This is a genomic window from Curtobacterium sp. PhB25 (assembly GCF_004365375.1).
Lineage (GTDB): Bacteria > Actinomycetota > Actinomycetes > Actinomycetales > Microbacteriaceae > Curtobacterium.
In genome coordinates, this window is the sequence record NZ_SODR01000006.1 from 233,842 (window position 1) to 250,108 (window position 16,267).

Below are 16,267 nucleotides of genomic sequence, written 5' to 3' on the forward strand. Positions count from 1 at the left end.
GCCGAACGGTGGTGCTAGTGTGGTCGAGCACTTGGGGCTATGGCGCAGTTGGTAGCGCGTCTCGTTCGCAATGAGAAGGTCAGGGGTTCGAATCCCCTTAGCTCCACCAAGGCAATGCCGAAACGGCCCGGAACCGACAGGTTCCGGGCCGTTCTGCGTTCGGTGAGTTCCACAGGCTCGCGTCACTGTGTCGTCGTGCACAGTTCGCGAACAGGGGTGGTGTGTTGCTGAGCGCATCGTTCTAGACTCACGGTGCGTCGACGGGGCGCGGCCCGCCCACGCGCAGGTCCAGTCAGGGGGAGAACATGAACCGTCTCAGTCGTCTTGTCGCGACCATCTCGGCCGCCGTCGTCGTGGCTGCGGGCCTCGCAGTGGCAGGGCCGGCTTCGGGGGCTTCTGCCGCTGTCACGCCGCTGGGCGTCGACATCTCCTGGCCGCAGTGCGGCGCTCAGGTGCCGACGGGTCAAGCTTTCGCCATCGTCGGGGTGAACGGCTCCCTCGGTGACTCAACGAACCCGTGCCTCGCCGAACAGCTTCGCTGGGCTGCACAGTCCGTAGGCGGATCGACTCAGCCCAAGACACAGCTGTACGTGTTGTTCGCCAACCCGGGACTCAAGGCGAAGGTCTGGCCGACGTCGAACGCCTACCGCGGCAAGACGCCGTCGAACCCGTTCGGAAGGTGCGCGACCAAGGGCGGTAAGAAGCAGCTCACCCTGGCGTGCTCGTACATGTACGGGTACGCGAGGGCGTACGACGACGTCACCATCCGTGGTGCCGGGCGCCCGGCCGCCTACCGATGGTGGCTGGACGTCGAGACTGGGCTGTCCTACCAGTCGAACACTGCGCAGAACCGCGCTGCGATGCAGGGCATGATCACTGGACTCAAGGCCGGTGGGGTCCGGACGATCGGCCTGTACTCGACGGTCTCGCAGTGGAAGACCATCGCAGGTCCGGTCAAGTCGAACAGCCCGCTCTACGGACGATCGAACTGGATTGCCCTCGGCAAGAGCACCGTCACGAAGGCGCGAAAGGCATGCTCTGGCGCGCCGCTGCCCGGCGGCAAGATCGCGATGGTGCAGGTCGAGGTGCGGTACGGCTCAGCCACGATTGACCGAAACGTCTCCTGCTCCTGACGAGGCCGCACGCGGTTCGCGACGATCCACGAGTCGTTCGTCGGGTGTTCTGTCGGAAAACGCGTGCCAGCGCCCGCGGCGACCGCGTCAGCTCGCGAAGCTGTCCGTCAGGACGCCCGCCTGCGCGAAGGACGTGTGGATCGCGTTCGCGGCCTGCTCGAACGCGCGGTTGCCACGCGAGATCCCGATCGCCCCGCCCTTGATCGCGGACTTGCCGGAGCCGCGCAGCAGTCGAGCGACGGTGCGGCCGTCCGCGGTGACCATGATCTGCACGTCGAGCCGGGTGTGGAAGGTGCGGTCGTTCGCGAGACCGCCGATGAGGAGCGTCAGGCCCATGCTGCCGCGGGTGGCTCGGAGCGCGCCCTGTTCGGCGTCGTCCACCGTGTAGCCCTCGCGGCTGAGGGCGAGTCGGACCTGACCGCGAGCGGTCTCGGGGTCGGTGGCGACGAAGAAGTCGTGGCTCTCGGGCATGGTCTGCTGATCCTCTCGAACGCGTCCGTGCGGACACGGAGGACGCTCGCCCCCCGGAGACGATCATGCCGTGTCGGAACGTCAGGTGCGTCGCTTACGCTGGCTGTGTCATGACTGCCTCGATGAACCGCCGCGCACTCCTGTCCCTCGCCGGTGTCGCCGGGATCGGACTCGCGGTCGCCGCGTGCTCGTCCGGCAGCGACGATGCCGGCAAGAAGAACAGCAGCAGCGGCAAGGACGACAACGCCGAGGGCGGCACGAGCACGACCACCCCGAAGCCCGCCGCGAAGTCCCTGACCCCGGCGCAGGTCCCGCTCGTCGGCGGCGTCACGGTCACCGTCGCGGGCACCGGTCTCGCCGCGGTCAAGGGCGTCACCGTCGGCGGGGTCGCCGCGCGTGACGTCACGGCCACGGCGTCGAAGGTCACCTTCACGGCTCCGCACCAGGCGATGTACACCGCCGGTGACGCCGCCGTCGCGCTCTTCACCGAGTCGATCGAGCCGACCCCGTCCGCCAACCAGTCGTCCGACGGCAACGGCAGCGCCGCGAACGACGGGCAGACCGGCGCGACGCAGGACTCGGCCACTGCGACGCCGACCCCCACGGCAGCGCCGGTGCCCGATGCGTCCACCGCGGTGGCGACGTCGTCGATGGCCTACGCCGTGTTGACCGACGTCGACCGGCAGCTCCAGTACGCGATGGCGCACTGGAAGGACTACAACCTGTCCGAGTACGGCACCATGAACCCGATCGGTGGCGACTGCGCGAACTACGTCAGCCAGACGCTCATCGCCCGCGGTTGGGAGCAGCGCTCCGACTGGTACAACCGGGCCGCCGGCGCCGAGCACAGCGCCACGTGGACGTACTGCCCGACGATGGACCCGTGGCTCGAGACGAACGCTGCGGAGTTCGGGCTCACCCGGCGCTCCTCGGACGAGCGCGACAAGGTCAAGGTCGGCGACATCGTGTTCTACGACTGGAACGCGAACGGATCGCCGGACCACACCACCATCGTGTCCGAGGTCTTCACCGAGCCGGACGGCACCATCCGGATCAAGTCGGCGAGCCACAACCAGGACGGCCCGTACCGCGACCTCGACGAGATGATCACGGTGCAGCACCCGGGCGGAAGCGCCTGGTTCCACACCTTCGAGGCGTAGGCCGACAGGCCGGCAGCATCGGCCCACCGCTCAGGGGTACCCGAGGAACCAGAGCAGCACGATCGCGACCGGCTGCAGGCACACCCCGACCACGAGCCACGTCACCGCTCGCCGCCGCGTCCGCACGAACACGTCCGACCCGAGCAACGGCGCCATCGGCATGAGCAGCCGCGGCAACGACTGCTGCGGCAGGAACACCGCGACCAGGTACAGCCCGTACGACGCCGTGAACGCGAGGACGTCCGGTCCGAGGGCCCGGGTACTCCTGCGCGAGAAGAACCACACCGCGCCGACGAGCACCGCGACGACGAGCCCGATGCCGAGCGGTCCGAGCCACGTCGATGCCATCGTGAACCACGGCGTCAACGGGGCGAAGTGCTGTCGCCCGACGAACCCCACCCACCACGACAGTTCGGTGTCCAGGTAGGCGTTCGGCCGCCCGGTCACCGCCGCGGCGATCACCGGCCAGGCCAGACCCGCCGCCGCGACGACGAGCCCGGACGCCAGGATCGTGAAGCGGTCACGCCACGGGAACACCTCGGCAGGTCGAGCAGACCGGCGGGACCCGACCCACCGGACGACCAGGTGCACGGCCAGCGCCACGGCCAACGCGAGGACCCCGGGTTTCGTGAACGCCGCGACCACCCCGAGCGGCGCGATCAGCCAGTACCGACGCCGCACCAGCGCCAGCAGCGCGCCGAAAAGCAGCACGAGCAACAGGCTCTCGGCGTAGGCGACCTGCAGCAGGAACCCGGTCGGCGCGAACGCGAACAGTGCGGTGGCCCAGCGGGCCCGGTGCGAGCAGCCCACCGCGAGCACGAGCCGGTACAGCAGGACGCAGGCCCCGGCGCCCGCGATCGTCGCGACGAGCACGCCCGCGACCCAGAACGACGCTCCGGTGATGGTCATGACGACCCGGACGATCGCGGGGAACACGGGCAGGAACGCCCAGGCGTTCGGCAGGACGTGGCCCGCGTCGTCGAGGGGGAGCGTGGCCGGGTACCCGTGCTCCGCGATCGTCCGGTAGAACGAGGCGTCCCACGATCCGGAGAACGTGAAGAACGACGAGTCCTGCCGGTACGACGCGAACGTCCAGTCGTTCGCGGTCGCCAGCACGTACATCGTGGCGAGCAGCAGCGTGCTCACCAGGCGCGAGGCGGCCCAGATGAGCAGGGGCGCGGTCCACGCGCTGCGGGGTCCGGTCAGCAGGCTGCGCACCCCCGACCGGGAGGCCCGGCTCGTCTCCGCCACGCTCGTCACCCGCCCGATCCTCGCAGACCAGGGCCCGTGCCCGCGTCAGCGGGCGGCCGTGCGTCGGGCTGCGCGCCGACCTGCCCTCATGGTGAGCAGCGGTGGTCGGGTCCGGCTACCGGACCCGACCATTCCTGCTCACGAAGTGCGGGCCTCCCGGCTAGCGACCGGTGACCGCGCGACGGATCTGCTCGATCGGGACCTTCGGGGAGCGGTCGGCGTTGAGCAGGCCGTTCGTCTCCTGCATGGTGTCGGTCAGCTGCGTGTAGCAGGAGCCGGCCAGGAACGAGCTCGCCCGGATCGCGTCGTACAGTGCCGTGATGCGGGTGACCCAGTCGTCGCCGTCGGTGGCCGAGGTGTAGCCCCAGCCGTCCTCGCGCTGTGCACCCGGCTGGTAGTTCACGCCACCGAACTCGGTGAGCATCACCGGCTGGCCGAGGTCCTGCGCGCCACCCACGAGCACCCAGCGGTCCGACGGGCCGAAGTGGGTGAACAGCGCCGTGCGTGCTGCATCGTCGGCGTAGGTGCGGGCGAGTGCGTCGCCGGCACCCTCGTAGTCGTGGATCGTGACGATGTCGGAGTTGGTGTGCTCCCACCCGTCGTTCGAGATCACCGGACGCGTCGGGTCGATCGCCCGCGTGACGTCGGCCAGGGACCGGGCGTAGGCCTGCTGCGCCGGGTCGGTGGCGATGTGCTGCACGCCCCAGCTCTCGTTCGCCGGCACCCACGTGACGATCGACGGGTGCGAGGCATCACGCTCGACGGCGTCCATCCACTCGCGCATCAGGCGCTGGACGGCTCGCGGTGAGAAGGCGTAGGCGCCGGGGGCCTCGCCCCAGACCAGGATGCCGAGCCGGTCCGCCCAGTACAGGAACCGGGGGTCCTCGATCTTCTGGTGGTTGCGGGCCGCGTTGAAGCCGAGCTCCTTGATGAGCTCGACCTCGCGGCGCAGTGCTCCGCGCGACGGTGCGGCGATGTGCGAGTCCGGCCAGTAACCCTGGTTCAGGACGCTGCGGACGTCGTAACTGCGGCCGTTCAGCAGGAAGGTGCCGCCGTCGACGCCGACGGTGCGGAGTCCGAAGTAGGACGCGACGGAGTCGATCGGCGTCGGGCCGGTGCGGGGGAGCAGCCAAACCGTGGCGTCGACCAGGCGCGGGGCGTCCGGGGTCCAGTGCAGTTCGTCCTCGGCCTGCCCGTTCGTCTGGCGCGCGATCGGCACGACCACGTCGAACTCGTCCGAGGTGTCGCCGAGAGTGGCCTCGACGGTGGCGAGGTGCTCGTCGCGCTCGTCCCACCGGGCGACGACGCGCAGGCGCTCGCCGCCGGTGCGGCCGCCCGCGATCCGGACCGTCAGGCGGACGGTGGCGTGGTCGACGTTCGTCCAGCGCAGGTACTCGATCGAGGCGGTCGGCACGGCTTCGAGCCACACGGTCTGCCAGATGCCGGTGGTGCGGCGGTACCAGATGGCGTGCGGGTCCTCGTGCCAGTCCTGCTTGCCACGGGGCTGGGTCAGGTCGTGCGGGTCGTCCTCGGCGCGGACGACCAGGGTGTGGACGGCATCGGGGTCGGTGGCGAGGGCGTCGGTCACGTCGAAGGAGAACGGCGTGTGGCCGCCCTCGTGCTCGCCGACGAACTGGCCGTCGATCCAGACGCGGGCGCGGTAGTCGACGGCGCCGAAGTGCAGGACGAGTCGGGGTGCGGCGGTGCCGTGACCGGCGGCCTCGAGATCGGCGCGGGTGATCGCACGGGAGTACCAGACCACCGGGTGGAAGCCGGGCTCGTCGATGCCCGAGGCGACCGACTCGGGCGGGAACGGCACGACGATGTCGCGGGCGTCGGGGAACCCGGTGCGCCAGGCGGTGTCGTCGCCGTCGTTCCGGAAGGACCACGTGCCGTCGAGGTCAGCCCACGCGGTGCGGAGCATCTGCGGCCGGGGGTAGGTGCCGTCCTGCCGCGAGGCGAGGGGGAGTGCGGGAGCGGATGCGGTGTCAGGTGCGGCCACGGTGCCGTCGAGCGTGCTCATGGGTCCATGCTCCCGCGCCGGTACATCGTTGTAAAGGGCGTCGCAACGATTGCCATCCGGAGCACCCGGCGGGTGCTCGGGGCGACGTCAGGCGATCGCGGCGCCGCGCGTCAGGACCATCACGTCCATGCGTCCCTGCTGCACGACGTCGCCGCGCTGGTTCCGCAGTGAGACCGTCCGCTCGACGATGCCGGTCGTGCCGGAGCTCGTCAGGCGCGTCGACAGGATCTCGACCTCGCAGGTCACGGTGTCCCCGATGAACACCGGCGCGGTGAACCGCCACTGGTCGATCCCGAGCAGTGCCACGGCCGACCCCTCGAACACCCCGGTCCGTGCGATCAGCCCCAGGCAGAGCGAGGTGCCGAGCAGCCCGTGCACGACCCGCTGGCCGTACCGGGTCTTGCCGGCGAACTCGACGTCGGTGTGCACCTGGTTGTTGTCGTTCGTCCACGAGGCGAACGACACGACGTCCGCCTCGGTGATCGTGCGACCCGGGGTCGTGAAGGTCTGTCCGGCGGCGAGGTCCTCGAGGTAGTGGGGCACGTCCGCGATTCTCGCAGAGGAGCGCGACGAGCCTCACGCCCGGCCGCGCTCACAGTCGGGCGAGCACCTTCCGCGAACGTCGCAGCCCCCGCTCGAGCACAGCGTGCTCGGCCGTCGCCAGCGCCCCGTACCCGAAGGTGTCCGCGCCGTCCCGGGCCGCGGGCCCGGACAGCCGCCGGTAGGCCTCCGCCGCGTGGGCCGCGTCGAGGGCGTCACCGAGTGTCTCCTGCACTCGCCGCAGTCGGCCGAGCCGTCGCTTCCCGAGGTCGGCGACGTCACCGGCTGCTTCGAGCGCGTACCGCAGGCGCCGTGCCGCCTTCCGGATCGCGTGCAGGACGTCGAGACCCGCCGCACCACCGTCGACCAGTCGTCGGACCCGAGCGCGCCCACGGTCGATGCGCTGCGCGACGAAGGCGGCGGCGGCGTCGTCGGCGTGCGGTCCGGCCGGGGCGCGGAGCAGCAGCTGGTCGAGCGCGTCGAGGGTGCGGAACCAGTCGTCCGAGCGCAGCGCCTGGCGGAGTTCCGCTGCGGCCGCGCTGCGGAGTGCCGCCGCCTGCGCGCCGATCCGGTCCAGTGTCGGCGCGTCGACGAAGCCGTCGGGGGCCCGCGCCGCCGACCGGAACAGCCCGCCGTGCAGGACCTCGGCATCGCGGGCGACCCCGGCTACCCGTCCGGCCTCGGCGAGGGCGGCCCGCACTGCCTCGGTCGCCTCACGGTCGAGCGCCCCGCGGTACGCCGCGAGCACGCTCCGCAGCCGACGGACCACCTTCCGGAAGTCGTGCACCGACTCGTGGTCGTCGGCGCGGACTCGGGGGTCGACCGCGACGAGGTCGGCGCGCAGTGACTCGAGGACCCGCAGCACGAACGCCGCAGCGGTGCCCGAACGTGGTCGCTTCGCCCGGTTGCCGCGCCGCTCCGGGGCGAGCACGGGAACGGGCGGGACCACGACCGCCGAGGTCGACGGCGGCTCGGTGGCCGCGTCGTCCAGCGCTCGCTCCGCGGCCCGTGCCGTGGTGCCGTCCCGCCCGTCGTCCGACAGGGCCCACCACCGTGCGGACCGCAGCGCGGAGGTGTCCGGGTCGCCTTCGTCCACCCGGACGTCGGCGATCTCGGCCCGGACCCGACCGTCCTTGCCGCGCAGGGTCACGAGCGTCGTCGTGGTGTCCCGGACGCGGACCGTCGCCACCGCCCGCCCGCGCAGGAACACCTCGACCCCGTCACGCGGGGGCTGCTCGCCGTCCGGTCGATCGAGGTCCGCGCCCACCGGCACCGGGCCGTCGCCGTGGTCGAGGCTCCAGGCGCCGTCCTGGGCGCGGGTGAGCGTCACCCCTTCGGCCGCGAGCACGCGCTCGTCGGAGTCCCACACGGTCTCGCGGAGCGACACGGGCTCGTGCCGTTCGACGGTGGATGCGAGGGGCTCGAGTGCCGGCAGTCGGCGGTCGTCGGGGATCCGCCAACTCCGGCGGGGATCGGTGCGGGCGGTGTCGGGGGTGGGGTGCTGGCTCGGCATGTCCGCAAGTGTCGTCCGACGGTGCCCGTGCGGTCCGAGCGCAGGCGCGTTCTGTGGACGGGCGACCCAGAACCACTCCCTGTGCAGGGATGAGGGACGGACTCGGCACCTCGCCAGCACTCGGCGCGTACGGTCCGCTGCATGAGCGACGGAGCCCGCCACCCCAGCGACACCGCACCCGACACCCGCGACACCGCACCCCCGAGCGATACAGCCCCGAGCGATACAGCCCCGAGCGCCACCGCCGCGAGCGACCACGACCTCGAGTCCTGGATCGCCGACCGCCGGTGGTACGCGTCGAAGGGGTCCGTGCCGCGCCTCCGCACCCTCTCCACCGCCGACGGCACCCGGCTCGTCCTCGACGAAGCCCCCGCAGCACCAGCGGCTCCGGTCCTCTACCAGTCACCCGTGACCAGCGGCCCCGACGGCACCATCGCCGACGCCACCGCCGACCACGCGTGGATCACGGCGCTCGCCGCACGCATCGACGCGGACCCGCAGAGCCTGCGCCCCATCGGCACCGTCACGGCTGCCCGCGTCCTGACGGGTGAGCAGTCCAACACCTCGGTCATCTGCGACACCGAGTCCGGCGCCCGCGTCATCATCAAGGTGTTCCGCGTCCTGCACCACGGCGACAACCCCGACGTCACGACGCAGCTCGCGTTGTCCGCAGCCGGCAGTGCTCGCGTCCCCCAGGTCTACGGCGCACTACGGGGCAGCTGGCCCGACGTCGGGCAGGGCAGCGGCACGGCGACCGGTCACCTCGCGTTCGCGCAGGAGTTCCTGCCGGGCCTCGAGGACGCCTGGCGCGTGGCCCTCGAGGAAGCGCGCGCCGGCACGCCCTTCGGCGATCGGGCCGAGCAGCTCGGGGCGGCGCTCGCCGAAGTCCACCGCACCCTCGCCGAGGCGCTGCCGTCCGAGCCCGCCGACGAGGCGCGACGACGGACCGCCGTCGCGACGATGCACGAGCGGCTCGACACCGCCGCGCGTGAGGCCCCGGCCGTCGCCGAGCACGCAGACGCGATCCGAGCGGTGTACGCGGCAGTGACGGCGACGCCCTGGCCGGACCTGCAGCGCATCCACGGCGACCTGCACCTCGGGCAGGTGCTCGCTGCCCCCGAGCCGCGCGGGTGGGTCTTCCTCGACTTCGAGGGGGAGCCGCTCCGCCCCCTGGCCGAACGCTCGTTGCCGGACGTCACGCTCCGTGACGTGGCCGGCATGCTCCGGTCGTTCGACTACGTCGCCGGAGCCCTGGCGCACGACGCGGAACCGGTCGACGCAGCGGGCTGGGCGGACGAGGCACGCGTGCGGTTCCTCGACGGGTACCAGCGGGGGACCGGCACCGACCTCGGCGCATACCGGGAGCTCCTGGATGCGTTCGAGCTCGACAAGGCCGTCTACGAGGTCGTCTACGAGACCCGGAACCGACCCGACTGGGTCGGCATCCCGCTCACGGCCGTCACGCGCCTGGTCGGCCGCAGCGGGTCCTGACCGCGCACCCGGAGGCGGACGGGAGGCCCGTGGCGATCCCGCCACGGGCCTCCCGTCGAACGCCGTGACGGACAGTGCCCGTCGTGCGTCAGCCGCCAGCCGTCAGTTGACGGGGCCGGTGTACTTCTCGCCGGGTCCGGCGCCCGGCGCGTCCGGGATCGCCGACGCCTCGCGGAACGCGAGCTGCACCGAGCGCAGTCCGTCGCGCAGCGGACGGGCGTGGTGGTCGCCGATCTCGGTCGCCGCGGCGGTGACCAGGCCGGACAGTGCGGTGATGAGCTTGCGCGCTTCGTCCAGGTCGGTCTGCTCCTGGGGGTCGTCGGCCAGGCCGACCTTCACGGCGGCGGCACTGAGCAGGTGCACGGCCACGGTGTTGATGAGTTCGACGGCCGGCACCTCCGAGATGTCCCTGGCGGCGTCGATGCCGCTGCCGTCGTCGTCGATCGGGGTGTCGGTCACGGTGCTCCTCTGCTAGACTCGCTCGCGGCAGATGCTGTCCGTGTGCCATCAGGTTCTCCTGAAGTGCTCGGACGGTGTCACGAAAGAGGAGTCTCTCCCACCCGCGGCCGCGTTCCACCAGGCTACCGGGTCACCACCGCTCCGCGAGTGCACAGCAACTGGGTGCACGCGTCGGTCGGGTCCACGGATCCGACGCAGGGCGGCTGCCGAACGGGTTCCGATCCGTGCGTCAGATCTCCTCTCTCGTGCTGTCGTCCAGGGCAAACGTCCCGGACGACCACCACCTGATTGAAGGAGCTCCGCATCACCGATCCCCGTACCAACGACCGAATCCGCGTTCCCGAAGTCCGACTCGTCGGCCCGCAGGGTGAGCAGGTCGGCGTTGTCCCGATCGCCATGGCACTGCGCCTCGCGCAGGAAGCCGAACTGGATCTGGTCGAGGTCGCGCCGAACTCGAAGCCGCCCGTGGCCAAGATCATGGACTACGGCAAGTTCAAGTACGAAGCCGCTCAGAAGGCCAAGGAAGCCCGTCGCAACCAGGTGAACACGGACCTGAAAGAGGTCCGTTTCCGCCTGAAGATCGACGTGCACGACTACGAGACGAAGCGCAAGCGCGCCGAGGGGTTCCTCCTCGGTGGCGACAAGGTGAAGGCGATGATCCTCTTCCGTGGCCGCGAGCAGTCGCGTCCGGAGCAGGGTGTCCGTCTCCTCCACAAGTTCGCGGAGGAGATCGCCGAGTTCGGCGTCGTCGAGTCCCGTCCCACCCAGGACGGCCGCAACATGACGATGATCATCGCCCCCCTGAAGAACAAGTCCGACGTCAAGGGCGAGCAGAACGCGAAGCGCGCTGCACAGAAGGCCGAGCGTCGTGCCACCGAGCACGCTGCGAAGGACCACTCGGACGCCGAGACGGAGACCGAGGCCCCGGCCGAGGCTCCCGCGCAGGACACGGCACCGGCCAAGAGCGACGCTCCCGCCGAGTAGGTCACCCAGACCGACCCCGCAACGACGCGGCTCCCATCCATCCCACGGAAAGGCACCACCATGCCCAAGCAGAAGACCCACTCCGGGTCGAAGAAGCGCTTCAAGATCACCGGTACCGGCAAGGTCATGAAGCAGCAGGCCGGTATGCGTCACAACCTCGAGGTCAAGAGCTCCAAGCGCAAGGCCCGCCTGAACGAGGACCAGGTCCTCTCCAAGGCAGACGCGAAGAACGTCAAGAAGCTCCTCGGCCACTGAGCCCCCGGATCGTAAAGGAATAGTGCAATGGCACGAGTAAAGAGAGCGGTCAACGCCGCCAAGAAGCGCCGCGTCATCCTCGAGCGCGCCGAGGGTTACCGCGGCCAGCGTTCGCGTCTGTACCGCAAGGCCAAGGAGCAGGTCACCCACTCCCTGGTCTACGCGTACCGCGACCGTCACGCGAAGAAGGGCGAGTTCCGTCGCCTGTGGATCCAGCGCATCAACGCTGCGTCCCGTGCGAACGGCCTGACCTACAACCGTCTGATCCAGGGTCTGGGTCTCGCCGGTGTCGAGGTCGACCGTCGCATCCTCGCCGACCTCGCGGTGAACAACCCCGAGACCTTCACCGCGCTCGTCGAGACCGCGAAGAAGGCCCTCCCGGCCGACACCTCGGCCCCGAAGGCTGCGTAGTCAGTTCTTCTGCTCGCGAAACCCCCGCCGCACGGCGGGGGTTTCGTCGTTCCTAGACTTGGGTCGTGAGCGAACTCCTCGAGAACCCCCGTGCCGGACGCGTGAAGGCCGTCGCGGCCCTGTCGAAGAAGGACGTCCGTGCCGAAACGGGCCTCTTCCTGCTGGAGGGGCCGCAGGCGGTGCGTGAAGCACTCGAGTACGCCCCGGAGCTCCTGCGCGAGCTCTACGTGACGCCGACTGCCGCAGCCCGCTACGGCCTCGACGACGCGCCGGTCGACACCTGGTTCGTGACGGAGCAGGTCCTCGACGCGATGGCCGACACCGTGACGCCGCAGGGCGTCGTCGCCGTCTGCCAGCAGTTCCCGACGTCGGTCAAGGACGTCTTCCCGGACCGTCGCGTCGGTGACGCTGCTGCTGCCGTCGACCTGGAGGCCCGTGGGGACTCCGACGAGCCGGCCGCGTTGCCGGGACTGGTCGCCATCCTCGAAGAGGTACGGGACCCGGGGAACGCCGGCACGATCATCCGCGCCGCCGACTCCGCTGGCGCCGACGCGGTGGTCCTCACCGGGCGGTCGGTGGACCCGTACAACCCGAAGGTCGTCCGGTCGACCACGGGCTCGCTGTTCCACGTGCCGGTGTCGGTCGGCGTGACCCTGGCCGACACGATCGCGCGGGCGAAGGCACTCGGGTACACCGTGCTCGCGGCCGACGTCTCGGGTGACGACCTGCCGGTGGTCCGGGCCGAGGGCATGCTCGACGGTCCGACCGCATGGGTGTTCGGCAACGAGGCCCGTGGGCTCACCACCGAGGACCTCGCGCTCGTCGACCGTGCGGTGAAGGTGCCGATCTACGGCCAAGCGGAGTCGATGAACCTGGCGACGGCGGCCTCGGTCTGCCTGTACGAGTCGGCGTTCGCACTCCGGAGCTGACCTCCCTCCACAGGTCGGTCGTCGGCATCGGCCATCCACAGTCCGACCGGTGCAGGCGGGTGGTATCCCGTCGGCCGGTAGGCTTGGGTCTCGTGTCAGAACCTCTCGAGATCAGCGAATCGGCCGTCGCCGACGCCGTGGACGCAGCACTCGCCGCCGTCCGCGCCACGACGACGGTCGCCGAACTGAAGCAGGCCAGGGCCGAGCACACCGGTGAGCAGTCGCCGCTGGCTCGGATGAACGCGTCGATGCGCAGCGTCCCGCCGGAGCAGAAGGCCGCGGCCGGCAAGCTCGTCGGTCAGGCCCGCGGGCGGCTGAACGCGGCGATCGCGGAGCAGGAGTCGGTCCTCGCCGTGGCCGAAGAGCGCGCGCGGCTCGAAGCCGGGCGTGTCGACGTCACCGCGTTGCCGACCCACCGCCCGACCGGCTCGCGCCACCCGCTCTCGCTCCTCAACGAAGCCGTCGCGGACATCTTCGTCGGCATGGGGTGGGAAGTGGCAGAGGGCCCCGAGCTCGAGCACGAGTGGTTCAACTTCGACGCCCTGAACTTCGACCAAGACCACCCGGCCCGGGCCATGGCGGACACGATCTTCGTCGAGCCGGTCGACCGGCACCTGGTCATGCGCACCCACACGTCGCCCGTGCAGGTGCGGTCCCTGCTGTCCCGCGACCTCCCGCTCTACGTCATCGCTCCGGGCCGCGTGTACCGCGCCGACGAGCTCGACGCCACGCACCTGCCGGTCTTCACCCAGGTCGAGGGCATCGCGATCGACAAGGGCCTGACGATGGCACACCTGCGCGGCACGCTCGAGCACTTCGCCCGCCAGGTCTTCGGCGCCGAGGCGCAGATCCGTCTGCGCCCGAACTACTTCCCGTTCACCGAGCCCAGCGCCGAGATGGACGTCTGGCAGCCGAACGCCAAGGGCGGCGCCCGGTGGGTCGAGTGGGGCGGCTGCGGCATGGTCAACCCGAACGTCCTGCGTGCCGCCGGCATCGACCCGGACGAGTACCAGGGCTTCGCCTTCGGCATGGGCATCGAGCGGACGCTGCAGTTCCGCAACGGCCTGAACGACATGCGTGACTTCCTCGAGGGCGACATCCGCTTCTCGCAGCAGTTCGGAACGGTGGTCTGATGCGCGTCCCACTCCGCTGGCTCGGCGAGTCCGTCGACCTCCCCGAGGACGTCACCCTCGAGCACGTCCACGCGGCGCTCGTGTCGGTCGGCTTCGAGGAAGAGGACGTCCACACCTTCGACCTGACCGGCCCCGTCGTGGTCGGCCGGGTGCTCGAGCGCGTCCCGGAACCGCAGAAGAACGGCAAGACGATCAACTGGTGCCAGGTGGACGTCGGCGAGCCCGAACCCCGCGGCATCGTCTGCGGTGCGCACAACTTCGACGTGGGCGACCTCGTCGTCGTGACGCTGCCCGGCGCCGTGCTGCCCGGACCGTTCCCGATCGCGGCCCGCAAGACCTACGGCCACGTCTCCGACGGCATGATCGCCTCGGCACGCGAGCTCGGCCTCGGCGACGAGCACGAGGGCATCCTCCGCTTCGCAGACCTCGACATGGAGCCCGACGTCGGCCAGGACGCCATCGCGCTCCTCGGCCTCGACGACGCGGCGGTCGAGATCAACGTCACGCCGGACCGCGGGTACGTGCTGAGCATGCGCGGTGTCGCACGTGAGTACGCCCACGCCACCGGCGCGAGCTTCCACGACCCCGTCGACCGCGTCGCACCCCGCACGGCCGAGGGCTTCTCGGTCACGATCGACGACCAGGCCCCGATCCGCGGTCGCGTCGGCGCGAGCACCTTCGTCACCCGCGTCGTCCGAGGCATCGACCCCACCGCGAAGACACCGGCTTGGATGGTGTCGCGTCTCGCCCTGGCAGGCGTCCGTTCGATCTCGCTGCCCGTCGACATCACGAACTACGTCATGTTCGAGCTCGGCCAGCCGCTGCACGGCTACGACCTGTCGACCGTCCGCGGTGGCCTGGGCGTCCGTCGTGCCGCTGTTGGCGAGATGCTCGAGACCCTCGACGGCGCCGTGCGGAAGCTCGACCCCGAGGACCTCGTCATCACCGATGACGACGGCCCCGTCGGGCTCGCCGGCGTGATGGGCGGTGCCCGGACCGAGATCTCGGCGAGCACGACCGACGTCCTGATCGAGGCAGCCGGCTTCGACCAGGTCTCGATCGCGCGGACCGCTCGACGCCACAAGCTGCCGAGCGAGGCCTCCCGTCGGTTCGAGCGCGGCGTCGACCCGCTCGTGGCCGAGGCTGCTGCGAACCGTGCCGTCGACCTCCTCGTCGAGCTGGCCGGCGGCACGGCCGACGCCCTCGGTTCCTCGGTCGTCGACACCGAGCCCCGTGCAACGGTCGCCATGCGGACCTCGCGTCCGGCCGAGCTCATCGGCGTGGACTACAGCGACGCCGAGGTCGTGGACACCCTCCGTGCGATCGGCGCGACGGTGCAGGTCGACGGCGCGCAGCTCGCCGTCACCCCGCCGACCTGGCGTCCGGACCTGACCGACGACACCACGTTGGTCGAAGAGGTCGCGCGGATCGTCGGGTACGACCGCATCCCGAGCGTGCTCCCCGTGGCCCCGCCCGGACGCGGACTCACCCCGCACCAGCAGGCCCGCCGTCGGGTCTCCGCGGCCCTCGCCGCCGCGGGTCTGGTCGAAGCGGTGACGGCGCCGTTCGTCTCCGCCGCAACGCAGGACGCCTACCCGGGGATCGACCCGGAGGGCGGCCCGAGCGTCGTCCTCGCCAACGCCCTCGACAGCGAGCAGAACCTGCTCCGCCGCAGTGGTGTGCCGGCCCTCGTCGACGCCGCCCGCCGGAACGTCTCGCGCGGCCTGCTCGACGTCGCGCTCTACGAGACCTCGCGGGTGTTCCTGCCGGTGACGGGCGTGACGCTCGGCACCGACGAGGTCCCGGCCGGTGCCGCGCTGCCCGACCGCGCGACGCTCGAGGCGCTCGACGCGTCCCTGCCCGCACAGCCGTTCCACGTGTCCGCCCTGCTCACCGGCAACCGCGTCGGCAAGCAGGCGGGCGTCGCGGCGGAGCCGTACGGCATCGCCGACGCGATCGACGCAGCCCGCCAGGTGGCGTGGGCCGTCGGCGTGGAACTGCGCGTCGCGCAGACCACCCACCCGTCCCTGCACCCGGGCCGCGCGGCGTCGCTGCTCGTTGGCGACACCGTCGTGGGCGTCGCCGGCGAACTCCTGCCGGAACTGTCCGCCGCTGCGGTGCTGCCCCGCGTGGTGGCCGTGGTCGAGCTCGACCTCGACGCCATGGTGGCCGCGGCCCCCGACCTCGTCGCGGTCGCGCCGATCGTGTCCTACCCGGCAGCGACGCAGGACCTGTCCCTGGTCGTCGACGCCGGGGTGCCGGCCGGTGACGTGTTGGATGCGGTCCGCTCTGGTGCCGGAGACCTGTTGGAGTATGCTCGGCTCGTGGATGACTACCGGGGCTCCGGCGTGGACGAGGGACAGAAGTCCCTGACGTTCGCCCTGCGCTTCCGTGCCACGGACCGCACGCTGACCGCTGCCGAGGCCACCGAGGCCCGTGACGGCGCAGTCCGACGTGCCGGCGAGCGATTCGGGGCGACCCTGCGCGACTGACCCACGACGGGATCAGCACCGC

15 protein-coding genes and 1 tRNA gene are annotated in these 16,267 nt (G+C 71.1%); 10 read left to right on the top strand and 6 right to left on the bottom strand.

The window, feature by feature from the left end:
* The first annotated feature begins 33 nt into the window (after positions 1-33).
* Positions 34-109, top strand: a tRNA-Ala gene (locus EDF51_RS13720).
* A gap of 481 nt (positions 110-590) precedes the next feature.
* A complete protein-coding gene (locus tag EDF51_RS13725; protein ID WP_243837128.1) occupies positions 591-1,133 on the top strand; it encodes a hypothetical protein in 543 nt (180 codons plus the stop codon).
* A gap of 87 nt (positions 1,134-1,220) precedes the next feature.
* On the opposite strand, the gene EDF51_RS13730 is transcribed toward EDF51_RS13725, so the two are convergent.
* Positions 1,221-1,604 carry a hypothetical protein gene (locus EDF51_RS13730; protein ID WP_123293366.1) on the bottom strand — a complete coding sequence of 128 codons (384 nt, stop codon included), beginning with the start codon at positions 1,602-1,604 and terminating at the stop codon, positions 1,221-1,223.
* A 110-nt stretch (positions 1,605-1,714) separates the two neighbouring features.
* Between EDF51_RS13730 and EDF51_RS13735 the strand changes: the two genes are divergently transcribed.
* Positions 1,715-2,764 carry an amidase domain-containing protein gene (locus tag EDF51_RS13735; RefSeq protein WP_166673557.1) on the top strand — a complete coding sequence of 350 codons (1,050 nt, stop codon included), beginning with the start codon at positions 1,715-1,717 and terminating at the stop codon, positions 2,762-2,764.
* Positions 2,765-2,794: 30 nt separating this feature from the next.
* On the opposite strand, the gene EDF51_RS13740 is transcribed toward EDF51_RS13735, so the two are convergent.
* The 4 genes from EDF51_RS13740 to EDF51_RS13755 form a co-directional block, all read right to left on the bottom strand.
* Complete coding sequence (locus EDF51_RS13740) at positions 2,795-4,024, bottom strand: hypothetical protein (protein ID WP_208321849.1); 1,230 nt, start codon at positions 4,022-4,024, stop codon at positions 2,795-2,797.
* A 151-nt stretch (positions 4,025-4,175) separates the two neighbouring features.
* A complete protein-coding gene (locus EDF51_RS13745) occupies positions 4,176-6,038 on the bottom strand; it encodes a glycoside hydrolase family 2 TIM barrel-domain containing protein (RefSeq protein ID WP_134195317.1) in 1,863 nt (620 codons plus the stop codon).
* Between the two features lie 87 nt (positions 6,039-6,125).
* Positions 6,126-6,581: a MaoC/PaaZ C-terminal domain-containing protein gene (locus tag EDF51_RS13750; RefSeq protein ID WP_131877385.1), complete on the bottom strand. Its 456-nt coding sequence runs from the start codon at positions 6,579-6,581 to the stop codon at positions 6,126-6,128.
* A gap of 49 nt (positions 6,582-6,630) precedes the next feature.
* Entirely contained in the window at positions 6,631-8,091 is a 1,461-nt protein-coding gene (locus EDF51_RS13755) for a CHAD domain-containing protein (RefSeq protein ID WP_134195319.1), read from the bottom strand.
* A gap of 141 nt (positions 8,092-8,232) precedes the next feature.
* Here EDF51_RS13755 and EDF51_RS13760 point away from each other — a divergent pair, with 141 nt between their 5' ends.
* Complete coding sequence (locus EDF51_RS13760; protein WP_134195321.1) at positions 8,233-9,582, top strand: phosphotransferase; 1,350 nt, start codon at positions 8,233-8,235, stop codon at positions 9,580-9,582.
* A 102-nt stretch (positions 9,583-9,684) separates the two neighbouring features.
* Here the strand turns inward: EDF51_RS13760 and EDF51_RS13765 are convergent, their stop codons facing one another.
* Positions 9,685-10,041, bottom strand: a complete 357-nt coding sequence (locus EDF51_RS13765; RefSeq protein ID WP_208321850.1) for a DUF1844 domain-containing protein — start codon at positions 10,039-10,041, stop codon at positions 9,685-9,687.
* A 288-nt stretch (positions 10,042-10,329) separates the two neighbouring features.
* On the opposite strand from EDF51_RS13765, the gene infC reads away from it, so the two are divergent.
* From infC to pheT, 6 genes are all read left to right on the top strand, one after another.
* Positions 10,330-11,025: a translation initiation factor IF-3 gene (infC, locus tag EDF51_RS13770; RefSeq protein WP_123293372.1), complete on the top strand. Its 696-nt coding sequence runs from the start codon at positions 10,330-10,332 to the stop codon at positions 11,023-11,025.
* Between the two features lie 60 nt (positions 11,026-11,085).
* The gene (gene rpmI / locus EDF51_RS13775) at positions 11,086-11,280 is read left to right on the top strand and encodes a 50S ribosomal protein L35 (RefSeq protein WP_111086286.1); all 195 of its coding nucleotides are present in this window, start codon (positions 11,086-11,088) and stop codon (positions 11,278-11,280) included.
* A 27-nt stretch (positions 11,281-11,307) separates the two neighbouring features.
* On the top strand, positions 11,308-11,691 hold the full coding sequence (gene rplT, locus EDF51_RS13780; RefSeq protein WP_111086285.1) for a 50S ribosomal protein L20: 384 nt from the start codon (positions 11,308-11,310) through the stop codon (positions 11,689-11,691).
* 65 nt (positions 11,692-11,756) lie between these two features.
* On the top strand, positions 11,757-12,620 hold the full coding sequence (locus EDF51_RS13785) for an RNA methyltransferase (protein WP_134195323.1): 864 nt from the start codon (positions 11,757-11,759) through the stop codon (positions 12,618-12,620).
* 92 nt (positions 12,621-12,712) lie between these two features.
* Positions 12,713-13,753: a phenylalanine--tRNA ligase subunit alpha gene (gene pheS, locus EDF51_RS13790; protein WP_134195325.1), complete on the top strand. Its 1,041-nt coding sequence runs from the start codon at positions 12,713-12,715 to the stop codon at positions 13,751-13,753.
* The gene (gene pheT, locus EDF51_RS13795; protein ID WP_134195327.1) at positions 13,753-16,245 is read left to right on the top strand and encodes a phenylalanine--tRNA ligase subunit beta; all 2,493 of its coding nucleotides are present in this window, start codon (positions 13,753-13,755) and stop codon (positions 16,243-16,245) included. The genes pheS and pheT overlap by 1 nt, the downstream gene beginning before the upstream one ends.
* Positions 16,246-16,267 lie beyond the last annotated feature (22 nt).